The sequence below is a fragment of the Sinorhizobium sp. BG8 genome (assembly GCF_016864555.1).
In the GTDB taxonomy this organism is placed as follows: Bacteria; Pseudomonadota; Alphaproteobacteria; order Rhizobiales; family Rhizobiaceae; genus BG8.
The window spans coordinates 739,676-761,402 of the sequence record NZ_CP044012.1 but is presented as its reverse complement, the minus strand read 5'-3'; the positions used below and the strand labels follow the sequence as shown (position 1 = coordinate 761,402).

General features: G+C 62.1%; 19 protein-coding genes and 2 pseudogenes. 16 read left to right on the top strand and 5 right to left on the bottom strand.

Annotation, left to right across the window (positions count from 1 at the left end; translation table 11 throughout):
• Positions 1 to 12: 12 nt before the first annotated feature.
• Complete coding sequence (locus tag F3Y30_RS24505; protein ID WP_203427631.1) at positions 13 to 1,017, top strand: ABC transporter ATP-binding protein; 1,005 nt, start codon at positions 13 to 15, stop codon at positions 1,015 to 1,017.
• Entirely contained in the window at positions 1,014 to 2,000 is a 987-nt protein-coding gene (locus F3Y30_RS24500; RefSeq protein ID WP_203426885.1) for an oligopeptide/dipeptide ABC transporter ATP-binding protein, read from the top strand. The genes F3Y30_RS24505 and F3Y30_RS24500 overlap by 4 nt, the downstream gene beginning before the upstream one ends.
• Before the next feature lie 15 nt (positions 2,001 to 2,015).
• Here the strand turns inward: F3Y30_RS24500 and F3Y30_RS24495 are convergent, their stop codons facing one another.
• Positions 2,016 to 2,966 carry a LysR family transcriptional regulator gene (locus F3Y30_RS24495; protein WP_203426884.1) on the bottom strand — a complete coding sequence of 317 codons (951 nt, stop codon included), beginning with the start codon at positions 2,964 to 2,966 and terminating at the stop codon, positions 2,016 to 2,018.
• Positions 2,967 to 3,064: 98 nt separating this feature from the next.
• Between F3Y30_RS24495 and F3Y30_RS24490 the strand changes: the two genes are divergently transcribed.
• From F3Y30_RS24490 to F3Y30_RS24450, 9 genes and pseudogenes are all read left to right on the top strand, one after another.
• Entirely contained in the window at positions 3,065 to 3,937 is an 873-nt protein-coding gene (locus F3Y30_RS24490) for a dioxygenase (RefSeq protein ID WP_203426883.1), read from the top strand.
• A complete protein-coding gene (locus F3Y30_RS24485; RefSeq protein ID WP_203426882.1) occupies positions 3,934 to 4,995 on the top strand; it encodes a maleylacetate reductase in 1,062 nt (353 codons plus the stop codon). The genes F3Y30_RS24490 and F3Y30_RS24485 overlap by 4 nt, the downstream gene beginning before the upstream one ends.
• A 63-nt stretch (positions 4,996 to 5,058) precedes the next feature.
• A complete protein-coding gene (locus F3Y30_RS24480) occupies positions 5,059 to 6,339 on the top strand; it encodes an ABC transporter substrate-binding protein (RefSeq protein WP_203426881.1) in 1,281 nt (426 codons plus the stop codon).
• Positions 6,340 to 6,394: 55 nt separating this feature from the next.
• Positions 6,395 to 7,113, top strand: a pseudogene (locus F3Y30_RS24475) (ABC transporter ATP-binding protein).
• On the top strand, positions 7,113 to 7,835 hold the full coding sequence (locus tag F3Y30_RS24470; RefSeq protein ID WP_203426880.1) for an ABC transporter ATP-binding protein: 723 nt from the start codon (positions 7,113 to 7,115) through the stop codon (positions 7,833 to 7,835). Before F3Y30_RS24475 ends, F3Y30_RS24470 begins: the two are co-directional and overlap by 1 nt.
• Positions 7,822 to 8,685, top strand: coding sequence for a branched-chain amino acid ABC transporter permease (locus F3Y30_RS24465; RefSeq protein WP_203426879.1), 864 nt, complete (start codon positions 7,822 to 7,824; stop codon positions 8,683 to 8,685). Before F3Y30_RS24470 ends, F3Y30_RS24465 begins: the two co-directional genes overlap by 14 nt.
• A 7-nt stretch (positions 8,686 to 8,692) precedes the next feature.
• The gene (locus F3Y30_RS24460; RefSeq protein ID WP_203426878.1) at positions 8,693 to 9,808 is read left to right on the top strand and encodes a branched-chain amino acid ABC transporter permease; all 1,116 of its coding nucleotides are present in this window, start codon (positions 8,693 to 8,695) and stop codon (positions 9,806 to 9,808) included.
• On the top strand, positions 9,801 to 11,555 hold the full coding sequence (locus F3Y30_RS24455; RefSeq protein ID WP_203426877.1) for an FAD-dependent monooxygenase: 1,755 nt from the start codon (positions 9,801 to 9,803) through the stop codon (positions 11,553 to 11,555). Before F3Y30_RS24460 ends, F3Y30_RS24455 begins: the two co-directional genes overlap by 8 nt.
• A 7-nt stretch (positions 11,556 to 11,562) precedes the next feature.
• Entirely contained in the window at positions 11,563 to 12,456 is an 894-nt protein-coding gene (locus F3Y30_RS24450) for an intradiol ring-cleavage dioxygenase (protein WP_203426876.1), read from the top strand.
• Between the two features lie 162 nt (positions 12,457 to 12,618).
• Here the strand turns inward: F3Y30_RS24450 and F3Y30_RS24445 are convergent, their stop codons facing one another.
• From F3Y30_RS24445 to F3Y30_RS24430, 4 genes are all read right to left on the bottom strand, one after another.
• Positions 12,619 to 12,996 (bottom strand): DUF983 domain-containing protein, encoded by a 378-nt coding sequence (locus F3Y30_RS24445; RefSeq protein WP_203426875.1) that lies wholly within the window; start codon positions 12,994 to 12,996, stop codon positions 12,619 to 12,621.
• Between the two features lie 111 nt (positions 12,997 to 13,107).
• Complete coding sequence (locus F3Y30_RS24440; RefSeq protein WP_203426874.1) at positions 13,108 to 14,511, bottom strand: PLP-dependent aminotransferase family protein; 1,404 nt, start codon at positions 14,509 to 14,511, stop codon at positions 13,108 to 13,110.
• 262 nt (positions 14,512 to 14,773) lie between these two features.
• On the bottom strand, positions 14,774 to 15,382 hold the full coding sequence (locus F3Y30_RS24435) for an alpha/beta hydrolase (protein ID WP_203426873.1): 609 nt from the start codon (positions 15,380 to 15,382) through the stop codon (positions 14,774 to 14,776).
• Between the two features lie 49 nt (positions 15,383 to 15,431).
• A complete protein-coding gene (locus F3Y30_RS24430; protein WP_203426872.1) occupies positions 15,432 to 16,361 on the bottom strand; it encodes a VOC family protein in 930 nt (309 codons plus the stop codon).
• Between the two features lie 123 nt (positions 16,362 to 16,484).
• Between F3Y30_RS24430 and F3Y30_RS24425 the strand changes: the two genes are divergently transcribed.
• The 5 genes and pseudogenes from F3Y30_RS24425 (at position 16,485) to F3Y30_RS24405 (ending at position 21,644) form a co-directional block, all read left to right on the top strand.
• The gene (locus F3Y30_RS24425; protein ID WP_203426871.1) at positions 16,485 to 17,384 is read left to right on the top strand and encodes a LysR family transcriptional regulator; all 900 of its coding nucleotides are present in this window, start codon (positions 16,485 to 16,487) and stop codon (positions 17,382 to 17,384) included.
• A gap of 289 nt (positions 17,385 to 17,673) precedes the next feature.
• Complete coding sequence (locus tag F3Y30_RS24420; RefSeq protein WP_203426870.1) at positions 17,674 to 18,582, top strand: AraC family transcriptional regulator; 909 nt, start codon at positions 17,674 to 17,676, stop codon at positions 18,580 to 18,582.
• Between the two features lie 143 nt (positions 18,583 to 18,725).
• Positions 18,726 to 19,637 carry an AraC family transcriptional regulator gene (locus F3Y30_RS24415; protein ID WP_203426869.1) on the top strand — a complete coding sequence of 304 codons (912 nt, stop codon included), beginning with the start codon at positions 18,726 to 18,728 and terminating at the stop codon, positions 19,635 to 19,637.
• Between the two features lie 294 nt (positions 19,638 to 19,931).
• Positions 19,932 to 20,839 (top strand): annotated as a pseudogene (locus F3Y30_RS24410) (AraC family transcriptional regulator).
• Positions 20,840 to 20,987: 148 nt separating this feature from the next.
• On the top strand, positions 20,988 to 21,644 hold the full coding sequence (locus tag F3Y30_RS24405) for a hydrolase (protein WP_203426868.1): 657 nt from the start codon (positions 20,988 to 20,990) through the stop codon (positions 21,642 to 21,644).
• Positions 21,645 to 21,727: the final 83 nt, after the last annotated feature.

Here is a 21,727-nt window from a genome sequence, read left to right as displayed (position 1 = left end):
CGTGGAAACCCCCTGCTTCTCGATGTAAACGGCCTGTCGGTCTCGTTCGCCACGGACAAGGGCGTGGTTACAGCGGTCGATGACGTTTCCTTCAGTGTGCGCGAAGGCGAAATCCTGTCGATCGTCGGCGAGTCCGGCTCGGGCAAATCGGTGACGCTGCTCTCTCTTCTGGGCCTGCACGATCACAAGACGACCAAAGTCCAGGGAGCGGTCGCCTTTCGCGGCAAGCGGATACTGGAGATGCCCGTGCGCCAGATGCGCCGCATTCGCGGCAAGGAAATCGGACTGATTTCACAGGATCCGATGACGGCGCTGACCCCCGTCTATACGATCGGATGGCAGATCGCCGAACAGATCCGCGCACACGAGAACATTTCCATGCGGGCCGCGCGAGCGCGTGCGGTCGAACTGCTCGCAGAGGTCGGCTTCGGCAATCCGGGAGAGGCGGTCGACCGCTATCCGCATCAGCTCTCGGGCGGAATGCGCCAACGCGCCGTAATCGCCATGGCGATCTCCTGCAATCCGGCGCTTCTGGTTGCAGACGAACCGACCACTGCACTGGACGTGACCGTGCAGGCGCAGGTGCTTGATCTGCTGCTTCGCCTGCGCAAGGATTTCGGCTCGGCGATCATCCTCATCACCCATGACATGGGTGTCGTGGCAGAAGTCGCGGACCAGGTGGCGGTCATGTATGCCGGCCGCATCGTGGAGCGGGGCGCGACGCAGGATATCTTCTCCCGTCCGCTTCATCCCTACACTTGGGGCCTGATGGCATCGATACCGCCGCTGACAGGCGCTCGGCCCGATCGCCTGGTGTCTATCGGCGGCATGCCTCCGACGCCGGGGAACATTCCGAAGGGATGCGGCTTCGAGCCAAGATGCCGCTTCTCGCGGTCCGAGTGTGCCGTACGCCCGCCTCTCCGGCGACAGGGTGAACAGACCGGCCTCTGTGTGCTCGACGGCGAAGAACGCGACCGGTTGCGCCGCAACGTCATTTCCCTGGAGGAGCCCGCATGAGCGCGCCACAAACGATCCGCCCGCTTCTCTCGGCCAAGGCTCTGACCAAGAATTTCACCGTCGGCAAGACCATGATCCCCGGATCCGGCCGCAAGCTGCATGCCGTGGACGAAATCAGCCTCGAGGTCTATCCCGGCGAGACCCTCGGTCTGGTGGGCGAATCCGGGAGCGGCAAGTCCACGCTTGGACGGTGTCTGACGCGGCTCTATGACGTGACTTCCGGCAGTCTGACTTTCGATGACGTCGACATCTCCAGGGCGGACGGGCGCGCTCTGAAGCCGGTGCGCCGGAAGATGCAGATGATCTTCCAGGATCCATCCGCCTCGCTCAACCCGCGGCGCAGGATCCGCGACATGCTCGGTGAGGTCCTGAAGGTCCATGCCATGCGCCGGGGTGCGGCTCTCGACGAGAGGCTCGCGGAACTCATGGAGATCGTCGGCCTGAGACGTGAATACCTCGATCGTTATCCTCACGAGTTTTCAGGTGGTCAGCGCCAACGAATCGGGATCGCCCGGGCTCTCGCCGTGGAGCCGCTGCTGATCGTCGCGGATGAACCCGTCTCCGCGCTCGACGTTTCTGTCCAGGCGCAGATCGTCAACCTCTTTGCCGATCTTCGCGAGCGGCTGAACCTCACTTACGTATTCATCGCCCATGATCTTGCCGTCGTGCGGCAGGTCTCCACGCGCGTTGCGGTCATGTATCTCGGGTCGATTGTCGAGATCGGCGAGACGGATGCTCTCTATTCCGCGCCGCGGCATCCCTACACCCAGGCGCTCCTCTCGGCTATTCCGCAGCCGCACAATCTGGGCAAGCGCGAGCGCATACTCCTCACGGGAGAGGTTCCGAGCCCGCTCGATCCGCCGAAGGGATGCAAGTTTTCCACGCGTTGTCCGCGTGCCCAGGGTCTCTGCCGCCAGACGCGTCCGGTGCTTGCCTCCGGATTGGATGGACATGGCGTCGCCTGCCACTTTCCTCTGGAGTAAGTCGGGTGTTGCCCGTCACAGTCCCCAGATGACGGATTCCTCGTGCCGCTTGATCAGGTGTTTCAGGTTGTCGAAACCCGAGCGCACGAAATCGGCGAAATGTTCCACGGCAGGCGTTCGCGGCGCATCAATCCTCTTGAGGATCGCCAATGCCCGTTCGGGGTGCGGAATGCTGATCGGGAGCGCCGTGATCGACTTCTCCCTGCGCAGCGCGAAGACGACGCTGTGCGGCATGACGGTCAGGGCATCGGCTGCTTTCAGGTAGTTGAGCACGGCCATCAGCGAGCCTCCGGAGTAGCGGATCTTGATCTCCGTCGCGCCGAAGGAAAGAAGAAGCGCCCTGAGATCGGTCAGCAGCGGACTGCCCGGGGGCGGCGCGACCCATGGACAATCCAGGAGATGGCCGGGTTGCAATTTGCGCTTCATGAGGAGCGGATGCGTGACGCGGCATGCGATAACGTTCCGGCCGGGCAGAATCTGCTGGAACTCGAGACCCGAGCCCTCGTCGAGAATATCGATCGGGCAAATGGCGAGATCGATCTGGTCGGCCTTCAGGGCGGCGCGGAGGTCGGGGAAATAGCCGTAGGTCTGATCTATGCGCACGTCCGGATGCGAGCTCTGGAATTCGGCGCAAAGCCCGGCAATCAATCCGTCCATGAAGAAAGGTGTCCCGCCGACGCGGACCACGCCGCTCTTTCCGACGCGGAAGCTCTCCACGAGGTCGGCGGCCTTGCGGGAGGCCGCAAGCATTACAAGTCCGTGCTCTGCAAGGGAAAGACCAAGCGGGGTCGGCTGCAACGGGCGCCTTCCCTTGAGGAAAAGTGGTTCTCCCAATCGTTTCTCGAGCATCGACAGTGTGCGGGAGACTGCCGGCTGGGCGAGGCCCAGCAGGGCCGCGCCCTCTGTCACGCCCCCGGTCTTGACCACCGCTGCCAACTGGATGAGATGGCGTTCATCAATCTTCATAACGGATTGTTATATTGAAGCTGAACAAAATCATCAATCCTTTCTCCCCCGGCTGCTAGTGTTGCATTTATCGACGCAGCCGACCTGGGAGGAGAAGCATGTCGCCGGGTGCCAAGGCACTTACATTCAGCGAAGCGACCTCGTCGGACGCCTTCGCGGAGCGTTTTTCCGGCGGGAGAGACGACAACCTGGCTCAGCTGATCGCTGCGGTCGTCACCCATGTCCACGATCTCATAAAGCAGTTCCGTCCGACGAAAGACGAGTGGCGCAGCGTCATCGAATTTCTGACCGAGGTCGGGCATGCCAGCGACGAGCGCCGGCAGGAATGGGTACTGCTATCCGATCTGATCGGCGCTTCGGCTCTCGTCGAGGAAATCAATTCGCGACGCCCCAAGGGAGCGACACCCAACACCATCCGCGGCCCGTTCTTCCGGGCGGACGCACCCGAGAGGGCGCAAGGCGCCTCGATTTCGCTCGACGGCAAGGGCACGCCGCTTTTCTTCAGCGGTCGCGTGCAGGATCTCGACGGTCTCCCGATCGCCGGTGCCGAGGTCATTACCTGGCAGGCGAACGCAGAGGGGATCTACGAGAACCAGCAGCCCGATCTCCAGCCCGAGCACAATCTGCGGGGCCTGTTCCGGACCGATGCGGAGGGGAGGTTTCACTACCGCTCCGTCATGCCCGGCGGCTACGGGGTACCCGACGACGGGCCAGTCGGTCGGCTTCTGTCCGCTGCCGGTTACCCCTTGCGCCGGCCGGCGCATTTGCACTTCGTCGTCCGTGCCAAGGATTTCGAGCCGATCACAACACACCTCTATGACGCGGGAGATCCGCATCTCGCCGAGGACGCGCTTTTCGGTGTCAGGCCGGAACTGATCAGGCCATTCGAGGCGGTCCGCGAGGGGCAGGATGCAAGGTCTGTGGACTTCACCTTCGTGATGGTCAGGGCAAGGACGGGGAGGGGGACATGAACCGGGATTTTTCCTATGCGGGAAGTCCGGCACGCATCGTCTTCGGTGAGGGCAAGCGAAAGACCGTCGCCGATTGGATCGGTAAGGCGGGATGCAGTCGCGCGCTCGTCATCTCCACGCCGCATCAGAAGGCCGATGGGGAGGCACTTGCTCGCGAAATCGGGCCCCTGGCGTGTGGCGTCTTCGCCGGCGCTGCCATGCATACCCCGATCGAGGTGACCGAAGCCGCGCTGAAAGTGGTCTCGGAGACCAATGCGGACTGCGTCGTCTCGCTTGGCGGCGGTTCGACCACGGGCCTCGGCAAGGCGATCGCCTATCGCACGGATCTCCTGCAAATCGTCGTTCCGACCACCTATGCCGGTTCGGAGGTGACGCCGATCCTTGGTCAGACACAAGCCGGCCGCAAGACGACCGTCCGGCACGAGAAGATCTTGCCGGAGATCGTCATATACGATCCGCTTCTGACCCACGGCCTGCCGGTCGGCATGAGCGTGACCAGTGGCCTCAATGCCATGGCACACGCCGTGGAAGGGCTCTATGCCCAGGATCGCAACCCGATCTCCAGCCTCATGGCTGTCGAGGGCCTGCGCGCTTTTGCAAGGAGCCTGCCGGAGATCGTGAGGGAGCCGAACGGGGCGGAGGCCCGCAGCGAAGCGCTCTACGGCGCCTGGCTCTGCGGCACGGTGCTCGGCGCGGTAGGCATGGCTCTGCACCACAAGATTTGCCACACGCTCGGCGGTTCCTTCGACACGCCGCATGCCGAGACCCACGCGGTGATGCTGCCGCACACTGCGGCCTTCAATGCCGCTGCGGCGGCCGATGTGCTTGCGCCATTGACGGAGATCTTCAAAGGCTCGATCGGCGGCGGGCTCTGGAATTTCGCGAGCGCGATCGGCGCGCCGCTGTCGCTCAGGGATTTCGGTCTTACCGAGGCGGATCTCGACAAGGCTGCGTCGATCGCGGTCCAAAATCCCTATTGGAATCCGAGGCCGATCGACCGGGCCTCGATCCGCCAGCTTCTGCAGGACGCATGGGAGGGCAACCGCCCGGCCGATTGAGACTTTTTGCGTGAATTTTTGGGGGCGCGCTCTTTGGGAGGAGAGACGATCATGGGAGGAAACATGTTCACGAGACGCGAATTTCTGAAGACATCGGCGGCAGGCGGCGCTGTCCTTGCCGCATCCGGTCTCGCCGCGCCGGCAATCGCTCAGGATGCTGCGATCAAGCTCGGCTATGTCAGCCCGCAGACCGGCCCGCTTGCGGCCTTTGGGGAAGCCGACAAGTTCGTCATCGAGAATTTCTTGGCAACCATGAAGAGCCAGGGTCTCAACTATGAGGTCATCGTCAAGGACAGCCAGTCGAACCCGAACCGCGCCGCCGAAGTGGCGAAGGAGCTGATCGTCGACGACGAGGTGAACCTCATCCTCGTTTCCTCGACGCCCGAGACGACAAATCCGGTTTCCACCACTTGCGAGGCCGAGGAAATGCCCTGCATTTCCACCGTGGCGCCCTGGCAGCCCTGGTTCATCGGCCAGCAGGGTAATCCCGGCGACCCGGCGTCATGGAAGCCGTTCAACTACGCCTATCACTTCTTCTGGGGGCTCGAGGACATCATCGCCGTCTTCACCGGCATGTGGAGCCAGATAGAGACCAACAAGAAGGTCGGCGGACTGTTCCCCAACGATGGTGACGGCAACGCCTGGGGCGACAAGGTCGTGGGCTTTCCGCCTGTTCTCGAAAAGCTCGGCTTCACGCTCACCGACACTGGGCGCTACCAGAACCTGACCGACGATTTTTCGGCCCAGATCAACGCCTTCAAGCAGAGCCAGACGGACATCCTCACCGGCGTCATGATCCCGCCGGATCTGACCACGTTCTGGAACCAGGCCAAGCAGCAGGGCCTGAAGCCGAAGATCGCCTCGATCGGCAAGGCCCTGCTCTTTCCGCAGACAGTGGAAGCGCTTGGGGATGCCGGTCACAATCTTTCGACCGAGGTCTGGTGGACGCCCAGCCACCCGTTCAAGTCGTCGCTGACCGGCGAAAGTACGGCGGACGTGGCAGCAGCCTTCACCAAGGCCACGGGACGGCCCTGGACGCAGCCGATCGGCTTTGCCCATGCGCTCTTCGAGCTGGCGGTCGATGTGATGAAGCGCGCGGAAGATGTGGGCGAGGGCGATGCGGTCGCCAAGGCCATCGGCGAAACGAAACTTGACACGCTGGTCGGCCCGATCGCCTGGGGCAGCGACAAGCTGCCGCCCTTCGCGCAGAAGAACGTCGCCAAGACACCGCTCGTCGGCGGTCAGTGGCGGCTGAAGTCCGGCGGTGGATACGACCTCGTGGTCGTGGAAAACAGCCTCGCACCGAATGTCCCGCTTGGCGGCAAGCTCGAAGCGCTCTCCTGACCCAACGGGCCGTCCCGTCGATGGCGGGGCGGCCTAATTCCAACCGGAGCCGACCATGGCGATACTGGAACTCAAAGCTGTGTCGAAATCCTTCGGGCTCTCGTGGTCGCCGAGAACATCAGTTTTTCCGTGGAGCACGGCGAGGCACTTGGCGTGATCGGACCGAACGGTGCGGGGAAGTCGACGTTGTTCAACCTGATCAACGGCAACCTGCCGGTCGCGAGCGGCGAGATTTACTTCGACGGTCGGGACGTCACCGGCATGCCGCCGATGCAACGCTGTTTCGCCGGCATGGGCCGGACCTTCCAGATACCGCAACCCTTTGAACGTCTGACCGTCTATGAAAACCTGCTGGTGGCGGGTGCCTTCGGTGCGGAAGCGCGCGAGAGCGAGGTTACCGATCTCTGCGCGGAGATTCTGGTGGAAACGGGCCTGGTCGCAAAGGCAAATGCGATCGCAGGCTCTCTCACCCTTCTCGAACGCAAGCGCCTGGAGCTTGCGCGCGCACTTGCGACCCAGCCGAAGCTCCTGCTGCTTGACGAGATTGCCGGTGGCCTGACGGAAGGCGAGTGCCGGCAGCTTGTCGCGACAATCAGGCGCGTGCACCAGCGCGGCATGGCCGTGATCTGGATCGAGCACGTCCTCCACGCGCTGACCGCGGTCGCCGAGCGTCTCCTCGTCCTGAACTTTGGACGGATGATCGGGATTGGCGAACCGGGAGCAATCATGGCGTCGCGCGAGGTGCGCGAAATCTATCTCGGCATGGAGGTTTGATGACGACCCTCATCGAAGCAAGCGGGCTGACTGCCTTTTATCGTGACTTCCAGGCGTTGTTCGGCGTGGATCTCCGGGTCGATGCCGGTGAAACGATCGCCGTGATAGGCGCGAACGGCGCGGGAAAGTCCACCCTGATGCGCTCGCTTGCCGGGGTTCTGCCGAATGCAGCTGAGATGATCCTGCATCGTGGTGTGCCGATTGGAGCGCTTGCCGCACCCGATGTCATGGCGCGCGGCATCGCACTCGTGCCCGAGGGCCGCAAACTCTTTCCGTCGCTTACTGTGGAGGAAAACCTCCTGATCGGCTGCTATGGGCGCAAGGTCGACGGCCCTTGGACGCTCGACTCCATCTACGAGCTGTTTCCGGTCCTGCGGGAGCGCCGCCGCAGTCCGGCGACGGCTCTCTCCGGTGGCCAGCAGCAGATGGTTGCGATCGGGAGGGCGCTGATCTCCAATCCGGAGGTGCTGCTTTGCGACGAACTCAGCCTCGGGCTCGCGCCGGTGGTCATCAAGGATATTTATGCTGCCTTCCCCCGCATACGAGCAACGGGTGCTGCGATCGTCATCGTCGAGCAGGATATCGTCCAGGCATTGAAGGTAGCCGACCGGGTGTATTGCATGATGGAAGGGCGCATCACCCTGACAGGCCGACCGTCCGATCTCTCGCGATCTGAAATCCACGCAGCCTATTTCGGAGCTGACGGCCATGAACTGGCTTGACACTCTCCTTCAGGGCGTTCTCCTCGGCGGGCTTTATGCCCTGTTTGCCGCCGGTCTCAGCCTCGTTTTCGGCATCATGCGGCTCGTCAATCTTGCCCATGGCGACCTGATCGTCTTTTCCGCCTTCCTCATCCTCCTGATGGTCTCGTGGCTCGGCCTGAACCCGTTCCTTGCCGCTCTGATCGCAGCGCCGCTGATGTTTGCAGCCGGCTGGATGCTGCAATACCATCTGCTCAACCGCACGCTCGGCAAGGATATTCTCCCGCCATTGCTCGTTACCTTCGGCCTGTCTATCGTCATCCAGAACGGTCTTCTGGAGGGGTTCACCGCCGACAGCCGGCGCATCTCCGTCGGGGCGCTCGAGACGGCCTCTGTTCCGATTGCCGGGCTCAGCGCCGGCGCGATGCCGCTCTTCACCTTCGCGTCTGCCATCATGTGCATCGTGGCGCTCAACTGGCTTATCTACCGCACCCCACTTGGGCGTTCTTTCCGGGCGACTTCGGACGATGCCGTAACGGCGGGTCTCATGGGCATCCGCCCGGCCAGGATTTTCGCGGTCGCGATGGGGCTTGCAATGGTGGTCGTGACGATTGCCGCGCTCTACCTCGGGACGCGCGCCAATTTCGATCCGACCGCGGGACCGGCGCGTCTGATCTACGCTTTCGAGGCGGTGATCATCGGTGGCCTCGGCTCTCTTTGGGGAACGCTTGCCGGCGGCATCATACTCGGGGTCGCCCAGACGGTTGGTGCGGCGATCAATCCCGAATGGCAGATCCTTGCCGGGCACATCGCTTTCCTGCTCGTGCTCCTCTTCAGGCCTCGCGGTCTCTTCCCCCGGGCCGTGGATTGAAGCCGCCATGACGACAGGTCTCGAAACAATGACGAACCCGGACCTCACGCAAGAGCGTTGGCGCGTGGAGACGCGGACCCGGCTGTCGACCCTATTCGCCGGCTTTGCCGTGCTCCTGCTGGTCGCACTCGCGTTCGCGCCCTTTCTCGTCTCGCGGGGTGTGGTGCAGGACCTGTTCTTCATCTTCACCATGCTCGTGCTTGCCCAGAACTGGAACCTGCTTGCGGGCTACGCGGGCCTGATTTCGGTCGGCCAGCAGCTTTTCGTCGGCTGCGGGGCCTATGCGCTGTTCGGCCTCGTGATCCTGCTCGGTGTCGATCCCATCCTCGCCGTTCCGCTCGCCGGTTTATTCGCCGCGACCATCGCGGCGCCCACCGCCTTCTTCGCCTTCCGGCTTCATGGTCCCTATTTCGCAATCGGCACCTGGGTGATCGCGGAGGTGGGTCGTCTGCTTTTCGCCCAATGGAAGTCGCTTGGCGGTGGCACGGGGACGTCGCTGCCGCGCGACGCGACGCGTGACATGTTAGGAGTTCGATTGCTGAATGACTGGTTCGGCATGAAGTCCTCGACCGCCGCCGACGCTCTGGCCTATTGGCTGGCCCTGTTGGTCGTCGCCGTGACCGTCGCCTGCGTCTACAAGCTTCTCAGGAGCAAACAGGGTCTCGGGCTTGCCGCCGTGCGCGACAACGAGACTGCTGCCCGGGCGCTCGGGGTCGATGCCCGCCGGCTCAAGGTCGCGGTCTATCTTCTGACCGCCTTCCTTACAGGCGTTGTCGGCGCGCTGATCTATCTCCAGAAGGCACGGATCTCGCCGGATGCGGCCTTCTCGCTCACCGACTGGACCGCCTATGTGATCTTCATCGTGGTGATCGGCGGCATCGGTACGATCGAAGGACCGATCCTCGGTGTCGTCGTGTTCTTCCTGATGCAGAATGCGCTCTCGAGCTATGGCTCCTGGTACCTGATGCTGCTCGGCGCGCTCGCCATCGTCATCATGCTTTTCGCGCCGCGCGGGCTCTGGGGCCTGATCAGCGAGCGTACCGGCATCGAACTCTTTCCTGTCCGCCGGATCCTGAAAGGCGGACCCATCCAAAAAAAGACAATGGGAGGGCCAAATGGCTGACATCACCACTGACGTTCTGATTATCGGCACCGGGCCTGCGGGCTCGGCGACCGCGGCGTTGCTTGCGACCTATGGTCTCGAGCCGTTGGTGATCAACCGCTATCGCTGGCTCGCAAATACCCCGCGCGCCCACATCACCAACCAGCGCACGATGGAGGTACTGCGCGATCTCGGCCGCGACGTGGAGGACGAGGCCTACATCTTCGCGACCGAGCAGGATCTGATGGGCCAGAACGTGTTCTGCACCGCCGTCGCGGGAGAAGAGATCGGGCGCATGCAGAGCTGGGGCAATCATCCCCTGTCGCGCGCCGAGCATATTCTGTCCTCTCCGGGCCGGATGAACGACCTGCCGCAGACCTACATGGAACCGCTTCTGTTCAAGACTGCCTGCTCGCGCGGCGCGCAGGCACGCATGTCGACGGAATATGTGAGTCATGTGCAGGATGCCGAAGGGGTCACCACCGTCTGCCTCGACCGACTGACGGGCAAGGAGCTCACGATCCGCTCCAAGTTCCTCGTCGGCGCGGATGGGGGAAATTCCAAGGTCGCCGAGCACGCAAATCTCTCCTTCGAGGGCAAGATGGGGGTCGCGGGTTCGATGAACATACTGTTCGAGGCTGACCTATCGAGATACGTCGCCGACCGACCCTCGGTGCTCTATTGGGTATTGCAGCCCGGCGCCGACGTCGGTGGCATCGGCATGGGACTGGTGCGCATGGTTCGCCCCTGGCACGAATGGCTGATCGTCTGGGGCTATGACATCAACCAGCCACCTCCGGAAGTCGACGATGCATTTGCCACGAAGGTCGTGCGCGACCTCGTCGGCGTCCAGGACCTGCAGCCTAAGATCAAGTCGGTCTCGACCTGGACGGTCAACAACATGTACGCCACGACCATGGCCAACGGCCGCGTCTTCTGCATGGGAGACGCAACGCACCGCCATCCGCCTTCCAACGGGCTGGGTTCGAACACCTCGATCCAGGACGGCTTCAACCTCGCGTGGAAGCTCGCCATGGTCATAAGAGGGCAGGCCGGCATGGGACTGCTCGACAGCTACCAGGCGGAGCGCGCTCCGATCGCCAAGCAGATCGTCACCCGGGCAAACAAGTCCATCGAGGAGTTCGGGCCGATCTTCAAGGCGCTCGGCCTTCTGGATTCGGTCGACCCGGTAAAAATGCAGCAGAACATGGATGCCCGCTGCGATGACACGGCCGCATCCGAGCGCCAGCGGGCAGCGATCCGCGATGCGATCGCCTACAAAGTCTACGAATTCGACGCCCATGGCGTGGAGATGAACCAGCGCTACAGGTCGAATGCCATCGTAACTGATGGTCAGCCGGAGCCGGGCTTCGAGAAGGACGCGGAATTGCACTATCAGCCGACCACCTGGCCGGGAGCGCGCCTGCCGCATGTCTGGCTATTCGGTCCGGACGGTCAGAAAGTGTCGAGCCTCGACATCACAGGCCATGGTGCGTTCACCATCCTGACTGGAATTGGCGGTGACGGCTGGATTGCGGCGGCGAGGGTTCTGTCGAAAGAGTTCGGGTTGCCCATCGTCGCCCACACGATCGGTCCCCGCCAGGCATGGCAGGATTTCACCGGTGACTGGGCACGCGCGCGGGAGATACGGGACTCGGGTGTGGTGCTCGTCAGGCCTGACCATCATGTCGCCTGGCGTAGCGAGGCGGCTGCCGTCGATCCCGAGAGGGAGCTGCGCCGCGTCATGAAGGCAATTCTGGACAGGTGAGGCGAAAATGAACGCGCACGAAAAGGGTTATTTCACCGAGGAGAACTCGGTCGAAGTCGTGACGGGAAGAAACGCCAATGCCAGCAGCGAGCGGCTCAAGCAGGTGATGGAGGTCATTACCCGCAAGCTGCACGAAGCGGTAAAGGAGCTGGAGCCGACACAGGATGAGTGGATGGAGGCGATCCAGTTCCTCACCCGAACAGGCCACATGTGCAACGAATGGCGCCAGGAGTTCATTCTGTTGTCTGACGTGCTCGGTGTGTCGATGCTGGTCGACGCGATCAACCACCGAAAGCCCTCGGGCGCCTCGGAGAGTACCGTGCTCGGCCCCTTCCATGTGGCGGACGCCCCGGAGCTGCCGATGGGGGCAAACATCTGTCTAGACCGCAAGGGCGAGGACATGGTCATCGGCGGACGTATCCTGGATACGGAGGGCAGGCCCATTGCAGATGCCGTGATCGATGTCTGGCAGGCGAACGACGAAGGCTTCTACGACGTGCAGCAAAAGGGCATACAGCCCGACTTCAACCTGCGCGGCGTCTTCCGGACGGGAGAGGATGGACGATACTGGTTCCGCGCGGTCAAACCGAAGTTCTATCCCATTCCGGACGACGGTCCCGTCGGCCAACTTCTCGGATCACTGGGCCGGCATCCCTACCGGCCTGCGCACCTACACTATATCATCAGGGCCGACGGCTATGAGACGTTGACCACCCACATCTTCGACCCTCATGACCCGTACATTCATTCGGATACGGTCTTCGGGGTGAAGGAAAGCCTGCTTGCGGAGTTCGAGCTGACGAACGATGCCGTCCGGGCGCGGCAATACGGTTTCGAAGACCGTTTCTGGGAGGTGCGGCACGATTTTGTCCTCGCACGTGTCGGTCAGCTGAGATCCTAAGTACCTGCGGCGGGAGGTCGCCCGGAAGCTTTAGCCTTGCATGCGTGCCGAAATCAGTCGGGGTGCGCCGTGCAGGACGCGACGAGACTTGCGGCACGGCGATCCCGTCGAGATGCCACGCAGGCTAGCCGCGCACGTGGGGCACCTTTCGCCCCGCGCTTCTCATGGCTGCCTGACGAGTTTCCCTTCCTCGGCCTTGAAGTAGTACTGGCTGGCGACGAGCCATCCCTTCAGCGGCCGTAGCGGCGGGATGCACGTGAGCAGCATGAACGGGACCGATGTCAGCAAGTGTACCCACCAGACCGGTGCGTATACGACTTCGAGCCAGACGGCGAGCAGGACGCTCGGGACGCAGGCAAAGCAGATGACGAAGAACGCCGGACCGTCGGCCGGGTCCGCGAAGGAATAGTCCAGGTCGCACACCTCACAGCGCGGAGCCAGCGTGAGGAAACCGTTGAACATATGGCCTTGCCCGCAACGGGGGCAGCGGCCACGAATGCCGGTCTGTACCGGCGGTAGGGGCGGATAGCGATCATCCATGGCAGTCACCTTCAATTGATCATTGATCGGAAACATACCACATCTTGAATGGATATATGTATGCAACATTGTCGCATCCGCAATGCAGCCATTGCGGTACGTCTGGTCGCGTCAGAAGAAGGATCCAGCCAATTCTGGCGAGCCTTCGAGAGCGTGCGCCATGAAATCAAGGGCCTTTGCCAGTCGTTCCCTGGTTACTGGGCCACCGAGACATACGCGGACGGCTTCCGCCGGTATGCCTTCGACGGTGAAGGCGTCGCTTGCGACGACGCCAATGCCGGAACTGCGCATGTGTGCCGCGAAGGTCGAGCGCGTCCAGCCGTTGGAGAGCGGTAGCCAGATGTTGAAGCTGGCCGGATCGGCGCTGTAGCTGTCCGCGGGCAGGGCAGCGGCGGCCATCTTCTGGCGTTCGGCGGTTTCCTTCCGAACGAACTGGAGAATGGCGTCAGCCGTGCCTTCCTCGATCCAGCGTGTCGCCAGAGCAATGGAAAGGGGAGATGCCATCACGTTGGTTGCCCGCATTGCCGATACAAACGGCCAGACCACCTTGCTGTCAGGGGCCACCACGAAGGCGAGTCGCAGCCCGGCCCCGATGCACTTCGAGAGCCCGCCGATGTGCCAGGCGAGATCCGGTGCCATCGCCGCAAGTGGTGGCGGCGGATCCTGCAACACGAACCCATAGGCATCATCTTCGATGATTGGCAGATTGAACTTGCGGGCCACGGCGCAGATTTCCCGGCGCCTCGCCTCGGAAACCGTGAGGGTGGTAGGATTTTGAAGCGTGGGATTGAGGTAGAGGGCCCTGGGGGAGAGTTTCCGGCAGGCTTCGTCCAAAGCGTCTGGAATGATGCCGTGCCCGTCCATTGCAATGCCCATGAGGGACAGTCGTAGTTGCGCGCAGATCGAACGGATGCCTGGGTAGGTGACGTTCTCCGACAGGACGGTCTCTCCTGGCTTTGCGAGCGCGCTCAGGATAGCGAGCAAGGCCGGATGGGCGCCCGGGGTGACGAAGATACGCTCCCGGGAAGGAGTAAGGCCTCGGCGCTCTAGCCAGGATGCGGCGGCGTCCCTGTCGGCAACCGAGCCGCCGAAATCCTGATAGCGCAACAGCGGTACGAGGTTGGAGGCGACCGCGCTCAGCCCCTCTCGCATGCGTTCGAGAAGATCGGGATCGTCGGGCTCCGGCGGCATGTTCATCGAAAAATCAGCCGCCGCCGCCCTGCGCGGATCTGGTGCGGCGTCGAGCGAGAAGCCGGGCACAACCCTTGGTCCGCCGCCAGTGACGAATGTGCCACGACCGACCTGTGTATCCACCAGGCCGCGCTTGCGGGCCTCGACATAGCCGCGCGCGACCGTGGTGAAGTCAATGCCGAGCTTCCTGGCAAGCTCGCGTTGTGGCGGCAGTCGGTCACCGGAGACAAGGACGCCACTGCGCAGGTCTATCTCTATGAGGTCCGCAATCGCCATGTAGCGAGGATTGCTGCTGAGCGTGAGATCGGGGAGCCAATCCGACATTTTCATCCTTGCGATCAGAGAGTCGATAATTGACTGTATATTGTTGCATGCACTGCTGCCAGCAACAAATTTGTCGCGGCCGGATCGCGGCCAAAGAATGATCGGATTCCCGCGCGCTTGCTGACCAGGATGCACGCCCCCGGAAAGCTCTGGGACGCCGTTTCGTCTTGATGGTTGAATGGTGTTGCGTGCTGCGCAGTGCGCCCCGGTGCCGGGAAGTGTCCGGCACCGGGGCGCACCGCAGATTTTCGTCTCTCGACCGCTATGCTTCCGTCAGGAAAGACTTTAGTGCGGCAAGTTCTTCCGGCCGGATTTCGTGGCCGCCGGGATGATAGCTGACCTCGATGCGTGCCTTCTGGGAGGCGAAATACTCTGTCAGCCGCTCTGTGATCGGCAATGGGCAGATAGGATCGCGCCGGCCGGCAGTCACCAGGATCCGCCGGTCTCTCAGCGTGTCGTTCGGCTGTGGCGTCCAGGGAATGAGCGGGTGAAGCAGGGCGGCGCGGTCGAAGAGGTCGGCGTGCTTGAAGATCACGGAGGCAAGGATGTTTGCGCCGTTAGAGTAGCCGAGACCGTAGATCGGACGCCCTGGATTTGCATCCTTATGCGCAGCGATGAAGGCGGCCATTTTCTCCGTGCGTTCCGCCAGGTCCTCCATATCGTAAGAGCCTTCGCCCGTTCGGCGAAAGAAGCGCAGGGCTCCATGTTCGGACACGTCACCGCGCGGGGAGATCAGGCCGGCGTCGGGTAGAATCTGACCGACCAGTTCGGAAAACTGGTACTCGTTTCCGCCCGTGCCATGGAAGGCAAAGACGATGGGTGCATCGGGACCGGGCGCCAGTACCAGCGCCTTGTAGGATTCGGTGCTCATGGTGGCAATCTCCATCGGGCGGTGCCAGGGGGCACGCCCTTGTAAGTGGTTAGTCTTTGATCGGTGCGAGTTCGTCGGTAATCTGCTGGCGATAGGGCTCGTAGCGTTCGGGAAGCTTCAGAGCCTCGCCGAGGTGGTTGGTGTCCTCGTCGCGGTCGAAGCCGGGTTCGTTGGTGGCGATCTCGAACAGAACTCCGCCCGGTGTGCGGAAGTAGATGGCCCAGAAGTAATCCCGGTCTATGACGGGCGTGACCTGATAGCCGGTATCCATCAATGCCTTGCGCACTTCGAGCTGAGCTGCCCGGTTCTCCACGGCAAAAGCGATGTGGTGGACCGAGCCCGCACCCAGGCGTGCCCCGTCTGCCTGGGGAAGCGCCTGCAGATCGATGAAGTCGGCGCCATTGCCGCCGGGGATCGCAAGCCGAGACCAGTCGCCTTTGCTGTCGACCTCCTGATAGCCCATGAAACCGAGAAGTTCCCGCGTCGCACCGGCGTCCCTGACGCGCAGGCTGGCGCCATGGAAGCCCTTGATCGCGTCGTCGCCACCGATTTCCGTGTTGCTCCAGCCGACGCGTCCATCATCCACTTCGATCAGTGCAAAGCCATCGTTGTCCGGTCCCTTGAAGCGCAAGTGCTTCTCACCAAACAGTTCGCCTTCGGAAAGGCCGGTCACGCCGAGTTTCGAGAGCCGGTCCTTCCAGTAGCCGAGCGTGTTCTTCGGTATCGCGAAGTAGGTCTCACCCACTTCCCCGGTGCCGGGGCGCCCCTTGGCAATGTGGGGGAAGGGGAAATAGGTCATTACCGAGCCCGGTGTGCCGACTTCATCGCCATAGTAGAGGTGGTACACATCCGGCGCATCGAAGTTGACGGTTTTCTTGACCCGGCGCAGGCCGAGCGTCTTGGTGAAGAAGTCGTTGTTCTGCTGGGCGTTGGCGGCCATCGACGTAACGTGATGAAGGCCTTTGATCTGGTTGAGCATTGTAGTCGTGCCTCCGAATGTGCGGGTTGGGACGTTTTCTGAGGCACAAGATGGGGCAGGTTACCGAGAATATGAATAGCAATAATATTGACAATATTATTGCAATAAATGAAATAGTCGATCATGAACGATCTCAACGGAATTCGCATCTTTTTGGCGGTGGCACAGCAGCGCAGCTTCGTGGCTGCGGCTCGCCAGCTTTCGATGACGGCACCGACCGTAACCCGCGCTGTCGGAGCGCTGGAGGAGCAGTTGGGCGTGCAACTCCTCCTGCGCACGACCCGGCAGGTGTCACTGACCTCGGCCGGTGCCGTCTACGCCGCGCGCATCGAACCTCTCGTCAGGCAGTTCGATCAGGTTGCCGAGGAGGTACGCGAACAGCACAGTGATGCCGTGGGCCTGATCCGCATCAACGCGCCCCTGTCGCTCGGCCAGCACCTCCTGCCCGATGTCCTCACCGGCTTCCGGGTGGAGTTTCCGGGTATGAGCGTCTCCCTGTCCCTCACGGACCGGTTCATCGACATCGTTTCAGAGGATTTCGATCTCGCAATTCGGGTGTCGGAACCGCCCCGCGACAAATCAACGATCTGGCGCAAGATCTGCCGGGTCCGACGTATCCTGGTTGCCTCCCCCGGCTATCTCGCGACCTTTGGAACGCCGAGAACGCCGGAGGACCTGGATGGCCACACCTGCCTTGCCTATGACGAGGAGGCGATCAGCGAGACCTGGGAGCTCACAAGCGCTGGGCGGACGCGCAAGGCGAGGGCCGGCAAGCTGCTTGCCGCCAACAATGGCGAGATCATCGCGAGGCTCGCCGAAAACGGCGAGGGTATCGCTCTCCTGCCGCACTTCATCGTCGAGGACGCCCTCGCGGCCGGCAGGCTGGAGCAGATCCTGCCGGACTGGAAGCCTCCGGAACTCTGGCTCACGCTCTATTATCCGCCCTATGACAGACTGCCGATGCGCCTGACCAAGTTCTCGGATTTCTTCGAGAACTACGTGACCCACATTCGTCCCCTGTAAGACGCGAGGCCGGGGGTGCGCGAACGAGGCAAATGTTTTCAACCATGTCTTGTCGCATCTGGCGCATTTCTGGCAAAAGGCGAGCAGAAGCGACAAGAAAACGGGATCGGCCGAGCGCATTCTGGCTTCCGCAGCTACGACAGAGGCCGGTTCCGCGGGCTCGTGGGATCAAGATCGCCACGGGCGGGAATCGCGTCCCTGGCTATCTGCTGGAAGCTTTGGGAGCACGCATGCGTTTTGCCGGTGACATGTGCCCCATGGTGGGAACGGATTCAGCCGGGAGGTGGACGTGATCCGAAGTGCAGGGATGGAAGAGAGCGTGGGAGCGTTCTTCGGGCTGGCGGATTCACCATGCCTTCTGGCGCAACCGATACGGGACGGCCGATTTTCAGTGACGCGCTTGCGGTGCCGATTGAAACCCGAGGCGGGTCAACTGGTGTCCTTGCCGCCGGACGATGCCTACTTCCTCATGCTCTATCTGAAGGATGCCTATCATCGTGACCTCGCGTCCGACGGGTCCGAAAGCGAGATCCGTCGCTATCGGCAAGGCACCATCTGCCTCGTCGATCTGGCCCACGGCGCCAGTATCCGCCTCTCAAGCGATCTCGATTCGCTTGCATTTTACGTGCCTCGCACGCTGTTTCGGGAAGTGGCCGAGTTTTCCGAGGCGCCGAAGGCGGCGCGGTTGCGCTGCCGCCGTGGCGAAGAGGACGACATCATGCGTAACCTCGGCGACGCCATTCTGCCGCTCTTCGAGGCGCGGGGGACAGCGCATTTGGCGGTGCTGCAGCATATCGCGATCGCGATATGCGCGCATTTGCTTCACAGCTACGGGGAGGCGCCCACGGATGGGGATGCTCCTTCGACAGGCCTGACGGTCTGGCAGGAAAAGGCCGCCAAGGATTTCATCATCGATCATTTTTCCGACGACATCTCCATGGCCGCGGCGGCTTCCGCCGCCGGCATGCCCATCGATGATTTCTCTAGAGGTTTCAAAGACGTAACCGGACATACGCCGCATCAATGGCTCATGCGGTACCGAATCGGACGGGCCAAGCAATATCTGTCCGAGCATCTCCTGCCGCTGCAGGATGTCGCAAGCCGATGCGGCTTCGCTGATGAGAACCAGTTCGCCAAGGTGTTCACGCGGGCGACTGGCCACACGCCTTCGGCCTGGCGCGCCCGTTGGCTCCAGTGATAAACCTGTCCGGAGGTGCGTCTGTTGGGGGTCGTGACGTTGCGGACTGAGGATGCGTTTGTATTTCAGCGATGAACCGTTGTAGCATTCGCGCACCATGGAGCGGCGCAAGCCCCAAGCCGGAACCCGAGAGACGCGAGACGATGAATCTGCAGGGAGGAACGAAGGCCGCGAATCAGGCGCCGGGCCCGATCACGCGATCGGTGTCCTCGGGCGACATCCTGGTCACGAGGACCTATTCCGATCGCTCCGATCTCGATGTCGCGCCCGCTATCCCATGCGCCGAGGCCTTCAGCGTCATCGTTCAGCTTCGCGATTTCGATTCCCATCGGCTGTGGCGCGGCAGTGAGCTTGTCTACGAGGGCGGCCACAGCAAGGGGGTGCTCGCGATCGCCGACCTGAGAGACGAGTGGCGGTGCCATCATCTCTCACCGTTCGACAATGTCCGCTTCAATATTCCCTTCGCCCGGATGCGTGCCTTTGCGGAGGAGGTTGGCCGGAGCGAATACCTTGCGCTTGCTTGCGTGCAGGGGCGCAAGGACCCGGTCATGTTTGGTCTGGCGCAGGCGCTGTTGCCGTCACTCGAAGATCCCGAGCATGCAAACAAGCTGTTTCTGGAACAAATCAATCTTGCCGTGCTGGCGCATCTCAGCCAGACCTATGGCGGCCTGCATTTCCCCGCCGACAGGAAGGGCACGCTCGCTCCCTGGCAGGAGAGGCTTGCAACGGAATTTCTTGCCGCACATTTCAACAGGCCATTTTCGGTCGGCGAACTGGCTGCCCAGTGCGAACTGTCGCGCAGCTATTTCAACAAGGCGTTCAAGGAGAGCTTCGGGCGCACTCCATCGAGGTGGCTGACCGAATACCGGGTCGCTCGGGTCAAGGAGCTTCTGCTCGAGGACGCGCCGATCGCGGAAGTTGCAATCTGCTGCGGCTTCGCCGATCAGAGTCATATGACGCGCGTTTTCACCGCCTTGACGAAGGAAACACCGGCGCGTTTCAGGCGCAGGAGCAGATCCGGCTACACGCCGGTGGAGCAATTCCGGGCAGTGTGAGGCCAAACCGCTTCGTGGATCCGGCTCGGTATCCCGGACTGGCATTCACCAGCACCGTTCCTCCGGGCCAAGGCGATGATTCCATTTGAGGAACCGTCGCCCTCTCGTGTCGGATTGTTCAAAAGAGGCGATTTTCGTACAAGAATGTCGCCCTCCCGGCGGCGATCATCCGACGACATGCCATGAATCGGCGACACATTTTCATCTCTTGTGCTGGGAACAATCGAACATGCGGCGCCGCCATTGCCGACCAGTTCCTCGACGTGCGCAACTCAATCTGCGGGATCAAACGGCATGACGGGCACATCTTCGATTCTTTCGGTTCCCCTGCCGCGCGACAGCCTTGGTTGTTCTCTCAATACGTTGGCCGAGGACCGGACGATTGAAGGCAGGAACATGACCTTCCATCGCAAGAAGGCCGCGATGGCGCCGCCAGACAGGGTCAGTACGCCCGCGACGGGCCGGGGTACCTTCTGGGCCTCTCCGTCTCGGGCGGCCATAGACGCCGGATCTTCGAGCAGCATCATTCGACCGTGCACGATTTCGAGGAAAACGCCGTCTATCTTCGGAACTTCTCTGATGCCTATCAGGCGGATTTGAGCGGCTCCTTCGACTTCGTGCTGCTCGAACTGGGACACAGTGCGATCGACCGGATCGCGCATGAGGCTGACCTTGCCCGCGTCAGCGAGCTGGAGTGCTTCGTCGGGCGACCCGATCCGGTGCTAGGCGGCATGATGGGTGCCCTGTTTGCGACCCTCGACGGGCGTGCCGACAGGAGCGCCCTGTTTGTCGACCAGCTTTCGGTGGCAATCGGCATCCATGTGGTGCAGCAGTACGGTAACGGCCAGACCTCAACGGCAGCAAGGGGGCGCAAGCTCTCCCATCACGCGCAGTCGGCCATGAAGGATCTCGTTCAGAGCAGGCTCAACGGCGATCTCGCGATCGAGGACCTCGCGGTGGCATGCAATCTCTCGCAGGCCACATTCCTTCGTGCTTTCCGCGAAACCATGGGCAAGACACCCTACCAATGGCTCATGCAGCAACGAATTGAAAAAGCTTACGATTTTCTCGAATTCTCACGCACGCCGCTCAAGGAGATCGCGACAGCCTGCGGCTTTTCGGACCAGAGCCATTTCACGCGCGCCTTTGTCCAGGCGACGGGAACAACGCCCGGAGCCTGGCGGCGGAGCAGGCAGTCATAGCGCCAAACCGTGAAGCCGGCCGGGCGGCGTGGCCGGGCCGGCAACGATCAGAATCTTCAAAAATGCCTCTTTGCCTACAAGAAACGGATCGTACCGGAAGGCATAGTCGGGACCCAGTTGGAAACCCTGAACCAATGAGGCCAAGACCATGACCCTTTCCGCCACGCCGACGCCCGGCAACCTTCTCGTTTCGCCGAAGGATCACACGCTGATCATGATCGATTTCCAGTCGCAGATGGCCTTTGCGACCAAGTCGATCGACGCTGTCCTGTTGCGCAACAACGCCGCGCTGGTCGCAAACGCGGCCGTTGGCTTCGGTGTCTCGACCATTCTGACGACCGTTGCCGAAAAGACCTTCTCCGGTCCGATGTTCGCCGAGATCACGGAGGCCTTCCCGGGGCAGAAGCTTCTGGACCGCACGTCCATGAACACCTGGGAAGATGCTGCCGTCATCGACGAGGTCAATCGTATCGGCAAGAAGCGCCTTGTGTTCTGCGGACTGTGGACCAGCGTTTGCATCGTCGGCCCGACGCTTTCGGCTCTGGACCAGGGCTTCGAGGTCTACGTGATCGCCGATGCGTGCGGCGATGTTTCCGACGAGGCTCACGAGCGTGCGATGGACCGCATGGTCCAGGCCGGCGTCCGGCCGATGACCTCCCTGCAATACATGCTGGAATTGCAGCGTGACTGGGCTCGCACCGAGACCTACGACATGACGACCGGCATCGCCAAGAAGTTCGGCGGATCGTACGGGCTTGGCATCATCTATGCCAAGTCGATGTTCGGGGCGTCGGAAGGACACTGACATCTGTCGGCCATTCGGCCGAATGCCGTTCCGATCCGCTCAGTGCTGATCGGAACGGCCACCGCAATCCGTGAAGGAAACTA

What these genes read in the sequence shown, in the direction of transcription:
- F3Y30_RS24500 (WP_203426885.1), top strand. Translation starts at nt 1,014, where the DNA reads ATGAGCGCGCCACAAACGATCCGCCCGCTTCTCTCGGCCAAGGCTCTG.
- F3Y30_RS24495 (WP_203426884.1), bottom strand. Translation starts at nt 2,966, where the DNA reads ATGAAGATTGATGAACGCCATCTCATCCAGTTGGCAGCGGTGGTCAAG.
- F3Y30_RS24490 (WP_203426883.1), top strand. Translation starts at nt 3,065, where the DNA reads ATGTCGCCGGGTGCCAAGGCACTTACATTCAGCGAAGCGACCTCGTCG.
- F3Y30_RS24485 (WP_203426882.1), top strand. Translation starts at nt 3,934, where the DNA reads ATGAACCGGGATTTTTCCTATGCGGGAAGTCCGGCACGCATCGTCTTC.
- F3Y30_RS24480 (WP_203426881.1), top strand. Translation starts at nt 5,059, where the DNA reads ATGTTCACGAGACGCGAATTTCTGAAGACATCGGCGGCAGGCGGCGCT.
- F3Y30_RS24470 (WP_203426880.1), top strand. Translation starts at nt 7,113, where the DNA reads ATGACGACCCTCATCGAAGCAAGCGGGCTGACTGCCTTTTATCGTGAC.
- F3Y30_RS24465 (WP_203426879.1), top strand. Translation starts at nt 7,822, where the DNA reads ATGAACTGGCTTGACACTCTCCTTCAGGGCGTTCTCCTCGGCGGGCTT.
- F3Y30_RS24460 (WP_203426878.1), top strand. Translation starts at nt 8,693, where the DNA reads ATGACGACAGGTCTCGAAACAATGACGAACCCGGACCTCACGCAAGAG.
- F3Y30_RS24455 (WP_203426877.1), top strand. Translation starts at nt 9,801, where the DNA reads ATGGCTGACATCACCACTGACGTTCTGATTATCGGCACCGGGCCTGCG.
- F3Y30_RS24450 (WP_203426876.1), top strand. Translation starts at nt 11,563, where the DNA reads ATGAACGCGCACGAAAAGGGTTATTTCACCGAGGAGAACTCGGTCGAA.
- F3Y30_RS24445 (WP_203426875.1), bottom strand. Translation starts at nt 12,996, where the DNA reads ATGGATGATCGCTATCCGCCCCTACCGCCGGTACAGACCGGCATTCGT.
- F3Y30_RS24440 (WP_203426874.1), bottom strand. Translation starts at nt 14,511, where the DNA reads ATGTCGGATTGGCTCCCCGATCTCACGCTCAGCAGCAATCCTCGCTAC.
- F3Y30_RS24435 (WP_203426873.1), bottom strand. Translation starts at nt 15,382, where the DNA reads ATGAGCACCGAATCCTACAAGGCGCTGGTACTGGCGCCCGGTCCCGAT.
- F3Y30_RS24430 (WP_203426872.1), bottom strand. Translation starts at nt 16,361, where the DNA reads ATGCTCAACCAGATCAAAGGCCTTCATCACGTTACGTCGATGGCCGCC.
- F3Y30_RS24425 (WP_203426871.1), top strand. Translation starts at nt 16,485, where the DNA reads ATGAACGATCTCAACGGAATTCGCATCTTTTTGGCGGTGGCACAGCAG.
- F3Y30_RS24415 (WP_203426869.1), top strand. Translation starts at nt 18,726, where the DNA reads ATGAATCTGCAGGGAGGAACGAAGGCCGCGAATCAGGCGCCGGGCCCG.
- F3Y30_RS24405 (WP_203426868.1), top strand. Translation starts at nt 20,988, where the DNA reads ATGACCCTTTCCGCCACGCCGACGCCCGGCAACCTTCTCGTTTCGCCG.